Here is an 18,376-nt window from a genome sequence, read left to right as displayed (position 1 = left end):
GTCCCGGGACCGCGCGATGCTCAACAACCTTCTCGGTCTGTGGACGGTGCTCGGCCGAGCACCGTCCACAGGGCTGTTATCGGCAGTCCCGCGGACGGTGCAGTGCTCTGCGCTGCTCCCGTGCACCGGCCCGGAACGCAGTCGGCGATCCCTGCGTCAGCGGCCGATCTCCTTGCCTGCCACGCGGCGCAGCCGGCGCCGCTGCGAGGGGTCCAGTGTGAGATATGCGGCTGTCGGCACTCCTACGACGATCAGGAATGCGACCCACCAGGGCAGCCAGATCAACAGGATCAGTCCGACCGCCACACCTCCTACGGCGATCTTCGCGCTCTTCGACATATGTCGCCTCCTCCGCGGCCGCAGCCGCTCTCTGATCTGAAAACGGGTCCGCGCTCCGCACAGTTCCGGATCGCGACCCTGAGACATCCCTGAGGCGCTTCCCCTACTGGTACCCGGGCCGTCGGCTGCTCCGTCACTCCGTTCACTCCATTCGCAGCGGCTCCCCCACCGCGTGGAGGTGGCGCAGGGCCTGCCGGTAGGAGTCGACGAGCTCGGTCTCCACGTAGGGGATACCCACATCCTGACAGTGGGCGCGCACCAGGGGCTGTGCGAGCCGCAGATTGGGTCGCGGCATGCTCGGGAAGAGGTGGTGTTCGATCTGGTAGTTGAGGCCGCCGAGGAACCAGTCGGTCAGGACGGTGCCGCGGATGTTCCGCGAGGTGAGGACCTGGCGCCGGAGATGGCCCCACCGTTCGCCGTTCGGGTCCGGCATCTCCATGCCCTTGTGGTTGGGCGCGAAGGCCAGGCCCAGGTGCAGGCCGAACAGGGCCTGGTGCAGCGCGGCGAACGCGAGGGCCTTCCCCGGGGACATCGATATGAGCAGCAGCGTCGCGTAGGCCACGACATGGGTCACCAGAAGGGCGCCTTCGACGGCTCGCTCACGGCGGGGCTGGCGCCGTAGATCCTGGAAACCGTGGACCTTGAGGGCGACGCCTTCGAGCAGGGTGAGGGGGAAGAACAGCCACGCCTGGTTGCGGGTGAGCCACCGTCGGAAGCCTGAGCGGTCCTTGGCCTGCTTGCCGGTGAAGACGAGGACGTCGGCGACGACGTCCGGGTCCTTGTCGATGTGGTTGGGGTTGGCGTGGTGGCGGTTGTGCTTGTCGTTCCACCAGGAGTAGCTCATCCCCAGGAGCAGGTTGCCGTGGATCAGGCCGATGACGCGGTTGACGGCCTTGCCGCCGGCGATCTGGGAGTGGCCCGCGTCATGGCCTATGAAGGCCGTGCGGGCGCCGAACACGGCGAGCAGCGGGGCCAGGAGCAGCGTCAGCCAGGAGTCGCCGATCAGGATGATGCCGGTGACGATGCCGCCCAACGCGAGGGCGTTGGCGGCGATACAGCGCGCATACCAGGCATATCGACGCTCCAGTAGGCCTCTGCCCTTGACCGTGCGCAGCAGGGGCGCGAACTCGCTTCCTGGGGGCGCCGCGACGGCATCCCTCGGATCATGCACGCCGATGACTGCGGTGGTCTGGGACATGTCCGGTCTCCGGCTCTCTCAGGTGACGGGCTGACCTGAGCAAACGTACGAATGGGCGACCGGTCGCGACCATGGCGGCACCCACCGTGTCCCTATGGGGGTCAGCCGGGCCTGCACAGGGGGGTTGACGACACCCCGGCCGGCCCGTTCCCCGGAAGTCGAGCTCGCGGAGAGGTAGCCGGAAAACGGAAATGGCAAGGAGCTCATCCACTCCTTGCCATACCCAAGGTATAGCGCAGCGGGGGGCTTGCGGCAAGGCCCGGGTCGTCCCGCAAAATGGCCGACCGAGGCCGGGACCTGCGGAAACGAACGAGTCGCGAGCACAGGTCCACGGATCGGCAGGCCGGAAACCAATCTCGTTGGATGGGCGTTCTGATGATTGACGTGATCGTGGTCGGCGGCGGGCCGACCGGCTTGATGCTGGCCTGCGAGTTGCGGCTGCACGGCGTACACGTGGTCGTGCTGGAGAAGTTGACCGAGCCGACCGGGGAGTCCCGCGGGCAGGGTCTGCACGCGCGCAGTGTCGAGATCATGGACCAGCGCGGCCTCCTCGACCGGTTCCTCGCGGTCAGTGAGAAGTTCCGGACGGGCGGTCTCTTCGGGGGCATCGTCAAGCCCTGGCCGGACCGGTCGGACACGGCTCACGCGTACGGCGTCGCCACCCCGCAGCCGGTCACTGAGCGGCTGCTCGCCGAGCGTGCCGTCGAACTCGGCATCGAGATCCGGCGTGGCCGCGAAGTGGTCGGGTTGAGTCAGGCCGAGGACGGGGTGACCGTCGAGTTGGCGGACGGCACGCGGTTGCGTTCGCGCTATGTCGTCGGATGCGACGGCGGCCGCAGCACGGTGCGCAAGCTCCTGGGTGTCGGTTTCCCCGGCGAGCCCGCGACGGTCGAGACGCTGCTGGGTGAGATGGAGGTGGCGGAGAATCCGGCGACCATTGCCGCCGTTGTCGAGGAAGTCCGCAAGACCCAACTGCGGTTCGGCGTCAGCCCCGGCGAGAACGGGGTGTACCGCGTCGTCGTGCCCGCCGACGGCGTTGCCGAGGACCGTGCGACCGCGCCGACCCTCGACGACTTTAAACAGCAGCTACGGGCCGTCGCGGGCACGGACTTCGGCGTGCACTCGCCGCGCTGGCTGTCCCGGTTCGGCGACACCACCCGGCAGGCCGAGCACTACCGGGTCGGCCGGGTCCTGCTGGCCGGCGACGCGGCGCACATCCATCCGCCGACCGGTGGGCAGGGGCTCAACCTCGGTGTGCAGGACGCGTTCAATCTCGGCTGGAAGTTGGCCGCGGAGGTCAACGGCTGGGCTCCGGAAGGGTTGTTGGACAGCTACCACACCGAACGACACCCCGTGGGCGCCCGAGTTGTCGCCAACACGCGCGCGCAGATCACGCTTCTGGGGACCGATCCGGGTGCGACCGCACTACGGGAACTGTTCTCGACGCTCATGGACTTCGAGGAGGTGAACCGGTACGTGACCGAAATGATCACCGCGGTCGGGATCCGCTACGACTTCGGCGAGGGACATGAACTGCTCGGTCGCCGGCTCCGGGACGTGAAGCTGAAAACAGGGCACCTCTACGAGTTGATGCACGCCGGCCGAGGACTGCTGCTCGACCAGACCGGCCGCCTCTCGGTTACGGGTTGGGCGGATCGCGTCGACTACGTAGTCGACGTCAGCGAGGAACTGGACGCACCCGCGGTGCTTCTACGACCGGACGGGCATGTGGCCTGGGTCGGCGACGACCAGGAGGACCTGTTCAGCCGCCTGCCCAAGTGGTTCGGCGCGGCCCACTAGTGCTGCGACCGGACAGGTTCACCGGAGTCGGGAACGGTGAGGGCCCGGATGAGCGGTTCGAGGGATCGGTCAGCTCGTGCACCGGGCGTGAAAAGATCGCGCCGTGACCGTCAACCTGCATGACTTCGGCAGCAAGCACTCGCTGACATTGGAAGCCAGTGGCCTGGCTGCCGATGCTGCGGTAGTTGCCGCCGGGCACGAGCCGAACGGGTACTTCTGGGAAGGTCTCGTGCAGTTCGCCTGGCCGGACATCGCCGAACGCCTCGATTTCGACAGCGAGGCCGGCATGTTCTGCGCGGTCGGGAGTTCGAGGGACCTCGAGCGGCTCAAGACGGTCGTTGAATCCGTCATCACAAGCCCCGAGGCAGTCCGCGACATCATTGCCCGTGCGGAGACCTCGGGCTTCGAGTTCGACGACTAGCGCTGTGACCCCGCCGGGTTGGGCGGGGTCAGGCCACGGCCAGCAGGGGCCTGGTGTCAGTGACCATACGGGCCCAGGCCTCGAACTCGTCCTCGGCGTCCGGGCGGAGAGGGTAGGGATCCGTCACCGGGCCTGTGTAACCGACAGCCTCACAGGGCGCGATCGAACTACTGCCGACCCGCCCCGATGCCACGCCCGCCCGACCGGCGGACGACACCCCGGATTCATCTCACCGTCGAGCACCGTTCCTCCTGACGCCCAACTCTGGCCGCTGTCAGCCAACTTGTCCTCAGGAGGCCCGATGTCCCCGCACGACCTCGTCCGGCGCCGTGTCCGTCGTCCCGTCGCGGTGGGTGGTCCGCTCGCCGTGGTGGTCGCCCTCATGGCCGCCGGTACGGCCGTCGGAGCCCCCGCGAAGGCCGAGGCCGCCCATGTCACGCGGACGGCGACGCTGGGCGACATCCCGCTCGGCGCGTTCAGCAACGCACTGTTGCCGGGGACGGTGCACAACGACCGGGGAGTGGACCTCGGCGGCATCGGCAGCGACATCTATCCGGCCGGCCGCAAGGGCGAGTACTGGACGATCACCGACCGTGGGCCCAACGGTCAGATCAAGGTGAGCGGGACGAAGCGCCGTACGTTCCCCGTGCCCGGTTTCGACCCGGCGATCGTGAAGATCCGTGTCTCCGGGGACACGGTCAAGGTCCTGGACGCCCTCCCGATCACCACGTCCTCCGGGAAGGCCGTCACCGGGCTGTCGAACCAGCAGGGACGCGACGAGGCGCCGTACTCCTACAACGCCCAGACGGCGCTGTCGTACAACCCGAACGGGCTGGACACGGAGGGCATCGTGCGGGCCGGGGACGGGTCCTTCTGGCTCGTCGACGAGTACGGGCCCTCCCTGGTGCATGTCTCCGCGCGCGGGAAGGTGCTGACGCGGTACGTGCCCAAGGGGCTGCATCTGACGGGGGCCGACTACCCGGTGGTGGAGGCGCTGCCGGCCGTCCTGCTGCACCGGAAGATCAACCGCGGCTTCGAGGGGCTCGCCCAACTGCCCGGCGGTGACCTGGTGATGGCCCTGCAGAGCCCTCTGTCGCTGCCGGACGGGGATGCCGGGGACGCGTCGCTCAACACCCGTCTGCTGCGTTTCTCGCCGAAGCGGAAGGCTGTCACGGCGGAGTACGCGTACCGCTTCGACCCGGTGAACGTGGTCGATCCCAGCGAGGACGCCACCTCCGAACTCAAGATCTCCTCGGTGGTCGCCGTGGGCGACGACCGACTCCTGGTCGAAGAGCGCACCGACAAGGCGGCCCGCCTCCAACTGGTCCAGCTGGGTCGCGAGTCGAACATCCTCGGCGGTCGCTACGACGATGCCACGACGTCACCGTCGCTGGAGCAGCTCGACGACCCGGCCGCCTCGGGTGTCCCGGTGCTGGCCAAGAAGCTGGTCGTCGACCTGGGGACCGTCTCCGGGGTGCCGCAGAAGATCGAGGGCATCGCGCGCGTGGATCACGACACGCTGGCCCTCGTGAATGACAACGACTTCGGGATGACGGACGGTGCGGGCGCGTTCGACGCGCAGGGACGGTTGGTCGACAGCGGTATCGAGACGACCGTGGTGTACCTGAAGCTGCCGCACGGCATCTGAGCGTGCGTCGGCTCCTCGGACAACCAGCCGAAGGCCAACTAGCCGAACAGGGACGGGAGCAGGGACTCGATGTCGCTGGGAACCTCGCTCGGCAGTTCCGAGGGGAGGTTCGACGGCAGCGCGGTCGGGAGCTTGGTCGGCAGGCTGGTGGGGAGTTTCGTCGGGAGGGTGAGGGACGGGTTGCGGCTCGTGCTCGAACTACTCTCCGCAGGCGTCTTCTTGTCCGGTGAGTCGTGTCCTCCGGTGGCCATCAGCACGATGACGGCGACCGCTCCCACGGCGACGATCACGGCGAGCAGGATGAACAGCGGTCGGGGGCGCCTGCGGGGAGGAGGCGGTCCGTAGTCCCCGTAGTCCTCTCCCGGCGGGTGTCCGAAGTCCCCGGGAGGCGGTCCGAAGCCGCCTCCCGGAGGCGGGGCGGCGCCCGGAGGCCCGGGCGGTCGAGGCGGTACGGGCGGCATGGCCATACCGTCAAGAGTCGCCGCGCGAAGGTCATGGCGCGACCCCCGCGCGGTGGTTGATACGGACTCACGCCATGGATCGCATGATTCCGGAGCATTCCGCGCGGGGGTCGGTCACGAACGGGAACTCACGAACGTCAACGCGTTCGCGAGTGACGCACGCGTGCGTGCGGTCAGCCGCGTGCTCCCAGGAGGTGGTCCATGGCGAGCTGGTCGAGCTGCTCGAAGGCCATCCCGCGCTGGGCCGCCGCCTCGATGTCGAAGTCCTCGAACGCCGAGCGGTCCGCGAGCAGCGCCTTGAGGCCGTCCGCCGCGGTCTGCTGCGCCAGTTCGTCCAGACGCGAGGCGCGCAGCGCCTCCTGGACCACCGGGTCGGCGCGGAACGCGGCCGAACGCTCCTTGAGGATCAGGTAGTTGCGCATGCAGCCGGCCGCCGACGCCCACACTCCGTCGAGGTCCTCGGTGCGCGGCGGCTTGAAGTCGAAGTGCTTCGGGCCGGCGTAACCGGCGCTCTCCAGGAGGTCGACCAGCCAGAAGGCGGCACGCAGGTCGCCGTTGCCGAAGCGCAGGTCCTGGTCGTACTTGATGCCGGACTGGCCGTTGAGGTCGATGTGGAAGAGCTTGCCCGCCCACAGGGCCTGGGCGATGCCGTGCGGGAAATTGAGCCCGGCCATCTGCTCGTGGCCGACCTCGGGGTTGACGCCGTAGAGCTCCGGGCGCTCCAGGCGCTCGATGAACGCCAGGGCGTGGCCGACGGTGGGGAGGAGGATGTCGCCGCGGGGCTCGTTCGGCTTGGGCTCGATCGCGAACTTGATGCTGTAGCCCTGGTCGGTGACGTACTCGCCGAGGAGGTCGAAGGCCTCCTTCATGCGGTCGAGAGCGACGCGCACGTCCTTGGCCGCGCCGGACTCGGCGCCCTCGCGGCCGCCCCAGGCGACGTAGGTCTCGGCGCCCAGTTCGACCGCGAGGTCGATGTTGCGGATCGTCTTGCGCAGGGCGTAGCGGCGCACGTCGCGGTCGTTGGCGGTGAACGCGCCGTCCTTGAAGACGGGGTGCGTGAAGAGGTTGGTGGTCGCCATCGGCACCTTCATGCCGGTCGCGTCGAGGGCCTCGCGGAAGCGCTTGATGTGCGCCTCGCGCTCGGTGTCCGAGGACCCGAAGGGGATCAGGTCGTCGTCGTGGAAGGTCACACCGTGGGCGCCGAGCTCGGACAGGCGCTGCACCGTCTCGACGGGGTCGAGGGCACGGCGCGTGGCGTCGCCGAACGGGTCTCTTCCCTGCCAGCCGACGGTCCAAAGGCCGAAGGTGAACCTGTCCTCGGGGGTGGGCTGGTAGTTCATGACGCGGCTCCTTGTTGCTTCGCTGCGACTATTTCGTCATGGCGCTTTACAAATTAGTATGCCGGAGCGTCCCTGGGAAGGGACAATGTGTCTCCGGGCGGAGACACGTGCCGCACACAAGGGAGAAACCCGATGTCAGCAGCCGAAGGTCCGCTCGTCGTCGGCGTGGACTCGTCCACCCAGTCCACCAAGGCACTGGTCGTCGACGTGTCCACCGGACAGATCGTCGCGAGTGGCCAGGCGCCGCACACCGTCTCCTCGGGGGTGGGCCGGGAGAGCGATCCGCGCCAGTGGTGGGACGCCCTGTGCGAGGCCCTGCGCCAGTGCGGGGACGCGGCCCACGAGGCGGCGGCCGTGTCGATCGGCGGCCAGCAGCACGGCCTGGTCACCCTGGACGCACAGGGCGAGCCGGTACGCCCGGCGCTGCTGTGGAACGACGTTCGTTCGGCGCCGCAGGCCAGCCGTCTGATCGAGGAACTGGGCGGCCCGAAGGCCTGGGCGGAGCGCACCGGCAGCGTGCCCGGCGCCTCCTTCACGGTCACGAAGTGGGCCTGGCTCGCCGAGCACGAGCCGGATGCGGTGCGCGCCACGGCGGCCGTACGTCTCCCCCACGACTACCTCACCGAGCGGCTCACCGGGCAGGGCACGACCGACCGGGGCGATGCCTCCGGCACCGGCTGGTGGGCCTCGGGGACCGAGTCGTACGACGAGGAGATCCTCCGGCACGTCGGGCTCGACCCGGCGCTGCTGCCCCGGGTGGTGCGGCCGGGTGAGGTGGCGGGGACGGTGCGTGACTGCCACGACCTGCCGTTCTCCAAGGGCACGCTGGTCGCCCCCGGCACCGGCGACAACGCCGCCGCCGCGCTGGGCCTCGGGCTGCGCCCTGGCGTCCCCGTGCTCAGCCTCGGCACGTCGGGCACCGTATACGCGGTGTCGAAGCACCGCCCCGCCGACCCGTCCGGCACGGTCGCGGGCTTCGCCGACGCGCACGGCGACTGGCTGCCCCTGGCCTGCACCCTGAACTGCACCCTCGCCGTGGACCGGGTCGCCGCCCTGCTGGGCCTGGACCGGGAAGCCGTGGAACCCGGCACTTCGGTCACGCTGCTGCCCTACCTGGACGGCGAGCGCACCCCGAACCTCCCCAACGCTTCCGGCCTGCTGCACGGCCTGCGTCACGACACCACCGGCGGCCAGCTCCTCCAGGCCGCCTACGACGGTGCCGTACACGCTCTGCTGGGCGCGCTCGACCTGGTCCTCGACGAGGAAGCGGACCGCACCACGCCGCTGCTGCTGATCGGCGGGGGCGCCCGGGGCACGGCCTGGCAGGAGACGGTGCGGCGGTTGTCGGGGCGTCCGGTGCAGGTGCCCGAGGCGAAGGAACTGGTCGCGCTCGGTGCCGCCGCGCAGGCCGCGGGGCTGCTGACCGGCGAGGACCCGGCCGCGGTGGCCCGGCGCTGGAACACGGCGGCCGGGCCGGTGCTGGAAGCCGTGGAGCGCGACGAGGCGACGCTGGCCAGGATCTCCGGGGTACTCTCCGACGCGGCTCCGCTGCTCGAACGGGGGCCGGACGCCCGTTGACGCACACCGACCGAGGACTGACGGAGGCATGACCGCACCGCTGCACGAGGCGCACCCCGCCGGGTCCGGGCGTGCCCTGCCCGACACCCAGCAGGGCATGCGCCGGCGCAACCTCGCGCGCGTGATGCACACGGTGAGCGCCGAGGGTCCGCTCTCGCGGGCCGGCGTGGCCTCACGCATCGGGCTGACCCGTGCGGCGGTGTCGACGCTGGTGGACGAGCTGATCCGGTCGGGGCTCCTCGAAGAGCTGGGCCCCGAGCGGCCCGGCCGGGTGGGGCGGCCCGGATCGGCGCTCGCCGTCAGCGGGCGCGGTCCGGCCGGGATCGGCGCGGAGATCGGGGTCGACCATCTCGCGGCCTGCGCGGTCGATCTGCGCGGCCAGATACGGGCCCGTGCCGTACGGCACGGCGTGAACCGCGGCCGCGCCCCCGAGCCTGTCCTCGCGGAACTCACCGCGCTGGTACGGCAGGTCGTCGCCGAGGCGGACGCGGAGGGTCTGTGGCCGGCCGGGCTCGCGGTCGCCGTGCCCGGTCTGGTGGCCCGCGACGGCCGTACGGTCGTGCGCGCACCGAACCTCGACTGGCACGACATAGATCTCGGCGCCCTGCTGCCCGCCGAACTCCCACCGGTTGTGGACAACGAGGCCAACTTCGGCGGGCTCGCCGAACTCTGGCTGGGCCAGACCACTCCGCGCGACTTCCTGCATGTGTCGGCCGAGATCGGCATCGGCGCCGCGGTCGTGGTCGACGGGGGGCTGCTGCGCGGAACCCGGGGATTCGCGGGCGAGTTGGGGCATGTCCCGGTACGTCCGGACGGGCCGGAGTGCGCGTGCGGCGGGCGTGGCTGCCTCGAACAGTACGCGGGCGAGGAGGCGGTGCTGCGCGCCGCCGGTCTGGAGCCCGGCGCGGACCGGGTCGGTCTGCTCGCGACGCGCGCCGCCGACGGCGACGAGGCGGTACGACGTGCCCTGTACGACGCCGGTACGGCGTTCGGCATCGCGCTGACCGGCGCGGTCAACCTGCTCGATCCGCAGCTGGTGGTGCTGGGCGGCGCGCTGTCCGGTCTCGCGCCCTGGCTACTGCCGTCCCTGGAGGCCGAGTTGGCGCGACGCACGGCGGGGCCCGCCTGTCCGGTGTCGGTCTCGCGGCTGGGACCCGAGGGTCCGCTGCTGGGGGCCGCGCACTCGGTGGTCCGGGCCGTCCTCGACGACCCGGCGGCGGTGGCCGAACGGGCTGGGGACAACCTGGCCGAACAGGCCTGAAACACGGCCGACTTCACCCGTCCGAGTGATCGGGTTGTCCACAGTTCCGCCATCGTCCACGGAAGCCCGGCACGCCCTACTGGCCAACCCGCAAGCGCCGTACCGTGATTCACGCGAGGCACAGCCGACATGTCGTGACGGCGGTGCGCGGGTGCGGGTGTGGATGCGGGTGGACAAGGGGGGATTCACGTGTCGGGGGAGACAGTTCGAGGGCCGGAGACGGCTGCGGGGGCGGGGGTGCTGCGGCGGGATGCCGTCGGTCTGCGCGAGGTTCTCTTCCAGAGCGTCACGGCGATGGCGCCGGCCGCCGCGGTCGCCGCGTCGATCCCGTCGGGCGCGGCCTTCGCCGGCGGAAGTCTGCCGCTGTCCGTGCTGATCGCGCTGGTGGCCTGTCTGTTCACCGCGTCCTGCGTGGCCGAGCTGGCGCGGGAGCTGCCCGCCGCCGGTTCGGTTGCCACCTATGCGGCGCAGGGACTGCATCCGGCCGTCGGCTTCCTGGTCGGCTGGGGATACGTCTTCGTGGAGGCGTTGGTCCCACCGCTGCTGCTCCTCCAACTCGGGTTCACCACGGCGGGCACCCTGCACCAGGAGTGGGCCTCGTATCCGGAGGACCTGTGGTGGCCGTGGGCGCTCGCGGGCGCCGCGATCATCGCGGCGGCGGGCTGGTTCGGAGCGCGCGCCTCCGCGCGCTTCGGAACGGTCCTCGGGGTCTTCGAGATCCTGGTCTTCCTGGTGTTCGCCGTCTGGCTGATCGGCAAGGCCGGCAGCGCCAACACGCTCTCGGTGTTCGGCACTTCACACACCGGCAAGGACCACTCGGGGCTAGGCGGGGTCTTCGCCGGCTCGGTCTACACGGTCCTCGCGTTCGCCGGGTTCGAGGCCGCGGCACCGCTCGCCGAGGAGACGCGGGACCCACGCCGGACGATGCACCGCGCGGTGCTCGGCGCGGCCCTCGGGATCGGCCTGTTCTACGTGCTGACGACCTACGCCATGACGGTGTACTTCGGGCCCGACCGCTTCAGCGGATTCGGCGCCTCCGGTGCCGCGTCCTGGGAAGGGGTGGCACGCGCGTCGTTCGGACTGTTCTGGGTGCTGGTGTTCCTGGCCGTCGTCAACTCGACGATCGCCAACGCCAACGCGTGCGCCACCGTCTCGACACGCACCGCCTTCGCCCTGGCCCGTATCCGGGTACTCCCCCGTGTCCTGGCCACACTGCACCCACGCCACCGCTCCCCCGTCGCCGGCATCGCCGTGCAGACCGTCGTCGCGGTGGGGGCCGTACTGGGCCTCGGTTTCGGCTACGACCCGGTGACCGCGTTCCTCCTCCTGGCCACGGTGATCGTCACCGTCGTCATCGGCGTCTACATCGTCGTGAACCTGGCCTGTGCGGGCTACTTTCTGCGCCGCAGACGCGAGTTGCTCAAACCGGTACGGCACCTGCTGGTCCCGCTCCTCGGGATCATCGCGTTCGTCCCCGCCCTCCTCACCGCGGCAGGCATCCCGGTCTTCGACTTCGTGACCGAACTGACCACGCCCGTGTCCTACGCCGGACCGGTCGTCGGCGTCTGGATGGCGGCAGGGGTCGTAGTCCTGCTCGTCCTGCTACGGCGTCACCCCGAGCGAATAGCCGAAACCGCCCGTGTCCATCTCGACGAACCCGCCTCGACCGGTCATCCGCAGAACGGAGCAGTACAGCCATGAACGACCCCCGGATCCTGACGGTGCGGCCCGAACCGGGCGAGTACGCCTGGACGTTCGGCGGCGCCCCGCCCGTGGCGCGCATCGCGCCCGGCACGGTCCTCGACCTGTACACGGAGGACTGCTTCGCCGGACGGGTACGGTCCGAGAAGGACCTGGTGTCCGAGGTGTGCGAGTTCCCGTTCCTCAACCCGCAGACCGGGCCCTTCCATGTGGAGGGCGCGGAGCCGGGCGACACGGTCGCCGTGCACTTCGTGTCCATCGAACCCGCCCGGGACTGGGCCGCCTCGACCACGGTTCCGCTCTTCGGCGCGCTCACCTCGACCCACACCACGGCGACGCTACAGCCGCCGCTTCCGGAGACCGTCTGGATCTGGCAGTTGGACCGGACCCGGCGTACGGCGTTGTTCCGGGCGCGGGACAGCGACATCGAGGTCGAGCTGCCCCTCGATCCGATGCACGGCACGGTGGGCGTGGCCCCCGCCAACCTGGAGGTGCGTTCGGCGCTGGTCCCAGACGCGCACGGCGGGAACATGGACACGCCCGAGATGCGGGCCGGGGTCACCTGCTACCTCGGGGTGAACGTGGAGGGCGCGCTGCTCAGCCTCGGCGACGGGCATGCACGGCAGGGCGAGGGCGAGACCTGCGGCGTCGCCGTCGAGTGCGCGATGAACACCGTGGTGATCGTGGAGCTGCTCAAAGGGGTCGCCACGCCCTGGCCCCGCATCGAGTCGGACACGCACATCATCTCGACGGGTTCGGCACGCCCGTTGGAGGACGCGTTCCGGATCTCCCAACTCGACCTGGTGCGCTGGCTGGTGCGCGACTACGGGTTCAGCGAACTGGACGCCTACCAATTCGCAACCCAGGCGGTCGAATCGCCGTTGGCCAACGTGTGCGACACCAACTACACCTGCGTGGCGAAGATCCGGAAGGAATGGCTGCCCGCGCGCGAGACGCATCGCGGACTGCACGCGCGGCTGCGTGAGACCGCGGCGGCACTCCAGCAGTGAGCCCGCCGCTCACCCCAGAAACGCCCCGAACACCCCTGCCCCCAACGCCCTGAACACCCTGAACACCCTGAAAGGCAACCCGCAGTGGACCGCTCAAGACCGCTTCCCAGCAGGCGGCGCATCCTCAAGGGTGCCGCGCTGGCCGCCGTACCGTATGCGTTACTTCCCGACCCACAGGCCGGCGCGCAGACCCAGGCCGTCGACTATCCGTCCGCCGAGTGGCAGCCGGCGAGCACGTCCAACTACACGGCGTCCAAGCGCCCGAGCGCCTATCCCCTCGACTACGTGATCATCCATGTCACGCAGGAGACGTATCCCAAAACCCTGTCCATCTTCCAGAATCCGAAGAAGAAGGTGTCCGCGCACTACCTCGTACGATCGGCCGACGGGCATGTGGCGCAGTGTGTGCGGGAGGCCGATGTCGCCTGGCACGCGGGGAACTGGGACTACAACACGCGCAGCATCGGTATCGAGCACGAGGGCTGGGTGGATCAACCCGCGTGGTTCACCGACGCGTTGTACGAGCAGTCGGCCAGGCTGACGGCCGCGATCTGCACGAAGTACGGGCTCCCCAAGGACCGGGCGCACATCATCGGACACTACGAGGTGCCGGGCACCGACCACACCGATCCGGGGCCGAACTGGGATTGGAGGCGTTACATAAGGATGGTCAATTCCGCCTGAGCGGAGGCGGATCCGGGTCGGTTCCGAGCCTGTTGCGTGCGCGATGCGGTTCGTTCGGGTCGGCCCTGGTCGAAACGGTTGTCCGGATCCGTCTGCGGAGTAACGATGTCCGCATCCGTTGCGGTGCCGTGTCGCTGTCGTGTCAGCGCCGTGTCGTCGCCGTATCTCCGCAGTATCGCCGCTTGTATCGACTTCAGGGGAGGCCGAGTTGACCGATCCATGGGTGGCCCTGGAGCCGGGGGCCGACCCTGCCGAGCGGGTGCGGGTGCTGCGGCGGGCGCACGAAACGTTCGCGGTGGCGGGCACGGTGCCGCAGCCGGTGCGGTCGGTGGTGGCCGACTCCTGGCGGCGTTCCGCGCGGGCCGGCGTCGGTCCCGAGGGCACGGCGAGCGTGGAGCTGACGGACGGTGACCTGGGTGTCTATCGCGCGGAGCATCCGCTGGCGCGGGTGATGCCGCTGATACGGGAGTTGGTGGGCACGTTCGCCGCGGACGGCGAGCATCTGCTGGCGGTGTGCGACGCGCAGGGCCGGCTGCTGTGGGTCGAGGGTGATCCGGCGACCCGGCGGAAGGCGGGCCGGATGAACTTCGTGCCGGGTGCGCGCTGGTCGGAGAGCGCGGTCGGGACGAACGCGCCGGGTACGGCGGTCGCCGTGGACCGGCCGGTGCAGGTGTTCGCGGCCGAGCACTTCATCCGGCGGGTGCAGCCGTGGACGTGCGCGGCGGCTCCGGTGCACGATCCGCGCACGGGGCGGGTGCTCGGCGCCGTGGACATCACGGGCGGGAACGGGCTGGCGCATCCGCACAGCCTGGGCTTCGTGCAGGCGGTGGCGCGGGCGGCCGAGTCCCAACTGGCGCTGCTGGCCCCGGAGCAGACCTCCGTCGACGGACCCGAACTGACCGCACTGGGCCGGGACGAGGCCCAACTGTGCGTCCACGGGCGCAAGATGAGGCTGAGCCGCCGGCACAGCGAGATCCTGGTGCTGCTGGCCCGGCATCCCGAGGGGCTGACCGGGGACGAGCTGCTGTGCGCGCTGTACGAGGACGAGTCGGTGCCGCCGGTGACGTTGCGGGCCGAACTGGCGCGACTGCGCAGGCTGTTGGGGCCGGGCCTGCTCGCCTCGCGTCCTTACCGGCTCACGTCGCCGGTCGAGTCCGATGTGGCGATCGTCGAGCGGCGGTTGGAAGTGGGCTCGGTGACGGGGGCGGCGACGGCGTACACGGGACCGTTGCTGCCCGGTTCGCAGGCGCCGGCGGTGGTCCGGCTCAGGACCCGCCTCGCGGACGGCCTCCGTACGGCGCTGATCGCCCGCCGCGACCCCGACCTGCTGGCGGACTGGGCGCACGCGCCGTGGGGCGAGGACGACCTCGACGTCTGGCGGGCGCTGGCGGCGATACGCCCGACCGCACCGGTGCGTTCGCGACTCGTCGCGCTGGAGTTCGAGCTGGCGGCACCGGCCAAGTGGTCACGCCGGGCACATCACTGACGTAACTCGCCCTCGGTACAGGTCACTTGGACCGCCCACACCCCGATCCCGGCACACCTCCGCCCCCGCGCAACGTACATGCAACCTCCCGCTCCCTAGCCTCGCGCCGAGAGCTGCCCAACGGCGGGCAGCGCTGTTCCGGGAGGCAGACCAGGATGACCCGTTACGCGGCACCCGGCACCGAGGGCGCGATCGTCTCCTACCAGGCGCGCTACGACCACTTCATCGGCGGCGAGTACGTGCCGCCGGCCCGCGGGCAGTACTTCGAGAACCCGTCACCGGTGAACGGGCAGCCGTTCACGGAGATCGCGCGCGGTACCGCGGAGGACGTGGAGCGGGCGCTGGACGCGGCGCACGCGGCGGCGCCGGGCTGGGGCCGGACGTCGGTGACCGAGCGTTCCGACATCCTGCTCAAGATCGCCGACCGGATGGAGGCGATGCTCGAACCGCTCGCGGTCGCGGAGAGCTGGGAGAACGGCAAGCCGGTCCGCGAGACGCTCGCCGCCGACATCCCGCTGGCCATCGACCACTTCCGCTACTTCGCGGGGGCGATCCGCGCGCAGGAGGGTTCGCTGGGCGAGGTCGACGACGACACGGTGGCGTACCACTTCCACGAGCCGCTCGGAGTCGTCGCGCAGATCATCCCGTGGAACTTCCCGATCCTGATGGCGACCTGGAAGCTGGCGCCGGCGCTCGCGGCGGGCAACGCCGTCGTCATCAAGCCGGCCGAGCAGACCCCGGCGTCCATCCACTACTGGATGAGCCTGATCGCGGACCTGCTGCCGCCGGGCGTGGTGAACATCGTCAACGGCTTCGGCGTCGAGGCGGGCAAGCCGCTCGCGTCCAGCCCGCGCGTGGCGAAGGTCGCCTTCACCGGCGAGACCACGACGGGGCGGCTGATCATGCAGTACGCCTCCGAGAACATCAAGCCGGTCACGCTCGAACTCGGCGGCAAGTCGCCGAACATCTTCTTCGACGACGTGTCGTCGGCGAACGACGACTTCCTCGACAAGGCGCTCGAAGGCTTCACGATGTTCGCGCTCAACCAGGGCGAGGTGTGCACCTGCCCGTCCCGGGCGCTCATCCAGCGCGGCCACTACGCGGACTTCCTCCAAGCGGCCGTCGCCCGCACCGAGTTGATCAAGCCGGGCCACCCGCTCGACACGGACACGATGATCGGCGCGCAGGCGTCCAACGACCAGTTGGAGAAGATCCTCTCCTACCTGGACATCGGCCGGCAGGAAGGCGCGAAGATCCTCACGGGCGGCGAACGCCTCGACTACGACGGTGAGCTGAAGGGCGGTTACTACGTCCAGCCGACGATCTTCGAGGGCGACAACCGGATGCGGATCTTCCAGGAGGAGATCTTCGGCCCGGTGGTCTCGGTGACGTCGTTCGACGACTTCGACGACGCGATCAAGGTCGCCAACGACACGCTGTACGGCCTCGGCGCCGGTGTGTGGACCCGGGACATCAACACGGCGTACCGCGCGGGCCGGGCGATCCAGGCGGGCCGGGTGTGGACGAACTGCTACCACGCGTACCCCGCGCACGCGGCGTTCGGTGGCTACAAGCAGTCCGGCATCGGGCGTGAGAACCACAAGATGATGCTGGACCACTACCAGCAGACCAAGAACCTGCTCGTGTCGTACTCGCCGAAGAAGCTGGGCTTCTTCTAAAGGCAAACGAAAGGGTGCCTGACCTGGGAAAACTCCCATCAGGCACCCTTCCGAGCCATCACTCAGACAGCAAGGCGAAATGCTTCCTTACTCCCACTTTGCCCCACCGCCATCCCATCGCTGACCAGCTGGTCCGGGGTATTTCCGGGCCAACTCACGGATAACTCGGCCTCTTCCGACGCTGGAGACTCCTCCCAACGGTTCATGGAGTCCTCGATCAGCTGGTTGGCACGGTCACGCGTTCCGGCCAGGAACTTCGCGTAGTACTGGAAGAGCACCTGGATGCTCTGCCCGGCCCTGCGCGCGCACTCGGCCGGGTCCACGCCCGAGGCCAGCCAAAAGGAAATACCAGCGTGACGCAGGTCGTATGGGCGCTTCGCCAGGTTCAACATGTGTTCGTCCATGGTGAGAGTGGCCTCCCTCGCACGCCCCCAGGTGATGCCGTAGGCAGAGGCGTCGATGTAGTTGCCGGCGGCGTTCTGGAAGATCCGGCCGTCCGGGGCTACCCCGAATCGGGCGATGTGCTCAATGAGCATCCGCACGAGCACCGGCGGGATGGGAACAGGACGAGTGGTCTTGGCGGAGCGACGCTTCAGCGAGTGTGTTTCATGGACAGCGCCGTCGTCCGACCATTCCTTTCCCGCGGTGACGACGCCTCCTTTGAGATTGAGCAGCCCCCAGCCGGTTCGGGGAAGTCGGCACTGGGACTTCCTGAGGTTGATGACCTCTGCCGGGCGCATCCCGGCGTAGTACATGCAGCCGAAGAAGGCGTAGAGATGGGGGCCACGTCCCGGAAGCTGCCGCACCGCTTCCAGCAACCGCCTCACCTGTACGGGATTTGGCACGCAGTCGGGGTCGACTTCGTCATCCACTGCTGGAGCAGTCCACCGTAGGCCGATGAGCGGGTTGTGGGTGAAGTAGCCTCGCTCCACCGCATCAGCGAAGACCTCGTTGACAGCGGCTCTCTTGCGCTTGGTCGTCTTGGCCGCCGAGACGGTGCCGTCGAGCTTCCTGCACAGCGAGTCCAGCCCCCGGCGCAGCACCACAGGGTCGTCGAGTTCCGCGACGGGTAGCGACCTGTGCTCCAACCACTCCAGGGCTGCCCGCCACTCCTCGCGGGGCTGGTTCATCCAAGCCTTCTTGTTGAACGCCCACGAGTAAACCGCCCTGCGCAGCACACGGGAGTCGTGATACACGGCCCCCGTGTCCACAAAGGCAACCGTGATCGTGGCCAGCGCCTCGGCCAGCGTGCGTCGGGTGTTTCCTGGAGTGCGCTCCCAGCGAGCGTCCATGTACTCCCGGGCCACCTCATACCACGTGGTCCGCTGGCGCAGCGCGCGCAGCTCCGACGTCGGCAGTCCCGTCTTCGGGTCGAACGGCTCACCGTCGCGCGCGGCGGTAATGAGCTTCGCTTTGCGGCTCTCCGCGAGGCCCTTGGTCAGGAAGGATTCAGACTTTTCGCGGCCATTGACCGTCCAGCGCACCTCGAACGCCTTGGCGCGGTCAGCCCGTTCGCGTATCTCCCAGAACCTGACCTTGTAGCTCAATACCATTCAGGCGTTTCCCTTTCGCACACTTCCCACCAAGCGTCCAAGTCGTCACGACGGCAGCGCAGTTCTCCATTCGGAAGCTTGATCATTCGTGGCGCCTGACCGCGGGCACGCAGACGGTAGAAAGCCGATGGGCTCATGCGGATCTCTGCCAAGACCTCGGCTAGTTTCAGGGCGGGTGGACGGGGCAACGGGAAATCCTTGGGTTCGAGTCGAGTGC

General features: G+C 69.4%; 16 protein-coding genes. 10 read left to right on the top strand and 6 right to left on the bottom strand.

Translation table 11 applies throughout. The features are described from left to right. Nucleotides 1–156: 156 nt before the first annotated feature. Both OG714_RS44785 and OG714_RS44780 read right to left on the bottom strand, forming a co-directional pair. On the bottom strand, nucleotides 157–339 hold the full coding sequence (locus OG714_RS44785) for a hypothetical protein (protein WP_019062690.1): 183 nt from the start codon (nucleotides 337–339) through the stop codon (nucleotides 157–159). Nucleotides 340–481: 142 nt separating this feature from the next. Further along, nucleotides 482–1,537 carry a fatty acid desaturase family protein gene (locus OG714_RS44780; protein WP_406129798.1) on the bottom strand — a complete coding sequence of 352 codons (1,056 nt, stop codon included), beginning with the start codon at nucleotides 1,535–1,537 and terminating at the stop codon, nucleotides 482–484. Nucleotides 1,538–1,912: 375 nt separating this feature from the next. Between OG714_RS44780 and rox the strand changes: the two genes are divergently transcribed. The 3 genes from rox (at nucleotide 1,913) to OG714_RS44765 (ending at nucleotide 5,406) form a co-directional block, all read left to right on the top strand. After that, nucleotides 1,913–3,337 carry a rifampin monooxygenase gene (gene rox / locus OG714_RS44775; protein WP_406132160.1) on the top strand — a complete coding sequence of 475 codons (1,425 nt, stop codon included), beginning with the start codon at nucleotides 1,913–1,915 and terminating at the stop codon, nucleotides 3,335–3,337. A 103-nt stretch (nucleotides 3,338–3,440) separates the two neighbouring features. Next, on the top strand, nucleotides 3,441–3,758 hold the full coding sequence (locus OG714_RS44770) for an Imm51 family immunity protein (RefSeq protein WP_406129796.1): 318 nt from the start codon (nucleotides 3,441–3,443) through the stop codon (nucleotides 3,756–3,758). A 301-nt stretch (nucleotides 3,759–4,059) separates the two neighbouring features. Further along, nucleotides 4,060–5,406 (top strand): esterase-like activity of phytase family protein, encoded by a 1,347-nt coding sequence (locus OG714_RS44765; protein WP_406129795.1) that lies wholly within the window; start codon nucleotides 4,060–4,062, stop codon nucleotides 5,404–5,406. Nucleotides 5,407–5,444: 38 nt separating this feature from the next. Here OG714_RS44765 and OG714_RS44760 read toward each other — a convergent pair whose 3' ends face one another. Together OG714_RS44760 and xylA are read right to left on the bottom strand one after the other, a co-directional pair. After that, the gene (locus OG714_RS44760; protein ID WP_406129793.1) at nucleotides 5,445–5,696 is read right to left on the bottom strand and encodes a hypothetical protein; all 252 of its coding nucleotides are present in this window, start codon (nucleotides 5,694–5,696) and stop codon (nucleotides 5,445–5,447) included. 344 nt (nucleotides 5,697–6,040) lie between these two features. Next, a complete protein-coding gene (gene xylA / locus OG714_RS44755; RefSeq protein WP_406129791.1) occupies nucleotides 6,041–7,207 on the bottom strand; it encodes a xylose isomerase in 1,167 nt (388 codons plus the stop codon). Nucleotides 7,208–7,339: 132 nt separating this feature from the next. On the opposite strand from xylA, the gene xylB reads away from it, so the two are divergent. The 7 genes from xylB to OG714_RS44720 all read left to right on the top strand — a co-directional run bounded on the left by xylB (nucleotide 7,340) and on the right by OG714_RS44720 (nucleotide 16,606). Then, nucleotides 7,340–8,785, top strand: a complete 1,446-nt coding sequence (xylB, locus tag OG714_RS44750; RefSeq protein WP_406129790.1) for a xylulokinase — start codon at nucleotides 7,340–7,342, stop codon at nucleotides 8,783–8,785. 28 nt (nucleotides 8,786–8,813) lie between these two features. Beyond that, nucleotides 8,814–10,046: an ROK family protein gene (locus OG714_RS44745; RefSeq protein ID WP_406129788.1), complete on the top strand. Its 1,233-nt coding sequence runs from the start codon at nucleotides 8,814–8,816 to the stop codon at nucleotides 10,044–10,046. Nucleotides 10,047–10,235: 189 nt separating this feature from the next. Beyond that, complete coding sequence (locus tag OG714_RS44740) at nucleotides 10,236–11,747, top strand: APC family permease (RefSeq protein ID WP_406129786.1); 1,512 nt, start codon at nucleotides 10,236–10,238, stop codon at nucleotides 11,745–11,747. Beyond that, nucleotides 11,744–12,757 carry an acetamidase/formamidase family protein gene (locus OG714_RS44735; protein WP_406129784.1) on the top strand — a complete coding sequence of 338 codons (1,014 nt, stop codon included), beginning with the start codon at nucleotides 11,744–11,746 and terminating at the stop codon, nucleotides 12,755–12,757. The genes OG714_RS44740 and OG714_RS44735 overlap by 4 nt, the downstream gene beginning before the upstream one ends. Nucleotides 12,758–12,841: 84 nt before the next feature. Continuing rightward, the gene (locus OG714_RS44730; protein ID WP_406129782.1) at nucleotides 12,842–13,441 is read left to right on the top strand and encodes an N-acetylmuramoyl-L-alanine amidase; all 600 of its coding nucleotides are present in this window, start codon (nucleotides 12,842–12,844) and stop codon (nucleotides 13,439–13,441) included. A gap of 208 nt (nucleotides 13,442–13,649) precedes the next feature. After that, nucleotides 13,650–14,927 carry a GAF domain-containing protein gene (locus tag OG714_RS44725; RefSeq protein WP_406129780.1) on the top strand — a complete coding sequence of 426 codons (1,278 nt, stop codon included), beginning with the start codon at nucleotides 13,650–13,652 and terminating at the stop codon, nucleotides 14,925–14,927. A gap of 155 nt (nucleotides 14,928–15,082) precedes the next feature. Next, entirely contained in the window at nucleotides 15,083–16,606 is a 1,524-nt protein-coding gene (locus tag OG714_RS44720) for an aldehyde dehydrogenase family protein (RefSeq protein ID WP_406129778.1), read from the top strand. A 62-nt stretch (nucleotides 16,607–16,668) separates the two neighbouring features. Here OG714_RS44720 and xerC read toward each other — a convergent pair whose 3' ends face one another. Both xerC and OG714_RS44710 read right to left on the bottom strand, forming a co-directional pair. Beyond that, the gene (gene xerC / locus OG714_RS44715; protein ID WP_406129776.1) at nucleotides 16,669–18,159 is read right to left on the bottom strand and encodes a tyrosine recombinase XerC; all 1,491 of its coding nucleotides are present in this window, start codon (nucleotides 18,157–18,159) and stop codon (nucleotides 16,669–16,671) included. Beyond that, nucleotides 18,150–18,347, bottom strand: coding sequence for a helix-turn-helix transcriptional regulator (locus OG714_RS44710; protein WP_406129774.1), 198 nt, complete (start codon nucleotides 18,345–18,347; stop codon nucleotides 18,150–18,152). Before OG714_RS44710 ends, xerC begins: the two co-directional genes overlap by 10 nt. Nucleotides 18,348–18,376 lie beyond the last annotated feature (29 nt).

Origin of the sequence: Streptomyces sp. NBC_00989, assembly GCF_045162655.1 — a bacterium.
In the GTDB taxonomy this organism is placed as follows: domain Bacteria; phylum Actinomycetota; class Actinomycetes; order Streptomycetales; family Streptomycetaceae; genus Streptomyces.
This window is presented reverse-complemented; position numbering and strand designations above follow the sequence as displayed.

Coding starts and splice junctions, on each gene's coding strand:
- OG714_RS44780 (WP_406129798.1), bottom strand. CDS start 1,537: ATGTCCCAGACCACCGCAGTCATCGGCGTGCATGATCCGAGGGATGCC.
- OG714_RS44785 (WP_019062690.1), bottom strand. CDS start 339: ATGTCGAAGAGCGCGAAGATCGCCGTAGGAGGTGTGGCGGTCGGACTG.
- OG714_RS44735 (WP_406129784.1), top strand. CDS start 11,744: ATGAACGACCCCCGGATCCTGACGGTGCGGCCCGAACCGGGCGAGTAC.
- xylA (WP_406129791.1), bottom strand. CDS start 7,207: ATGAACTACCAGCCCACCCCCGAGGACAGGTTCACCTTCGGCCTTTGG.
- OG714_RS44765 (WP_406129795.1), top strand. CDS start 4,060: ATGTCCCCGCACGACCTCGTCCGGCGCCGTGTCCGTCGTCCCGTCGCG.
- OG714_RS44745 (WP_406129788.1), top strand. CDS start 8,814: ATGACCGCACCGCTGCACGAGGCGCACCCCGCCGGGTCCGGGCGTGCC.
- OG714_RS44720 (WP_406129778.1), top strand. CDS start 15,083: ATGACCCGTTACGCGGCACCCGGCACCGAGGGCGCGATCGTCTCCTAC.
- rox (WP_406132160.1), top strand. CDS start 1,913: ATGATTGACGTGATCGTGGTCGGCGGCGGGCCGACCGGCTTGATGCTG.
- xylB (WP_406129790.1), top strand. CDS start 7,340: ATGTCAGCAGCCGAAGGTCCGCTCGTCGTCGGCGTGGACTCGTCCACC.
- xerC (WP_406129776.1), bottom strand. CDS start 18,159: ATGGTATTGAGCTACAAGGTCAGGTTCTGGGAGATACGCGAACGGGCT.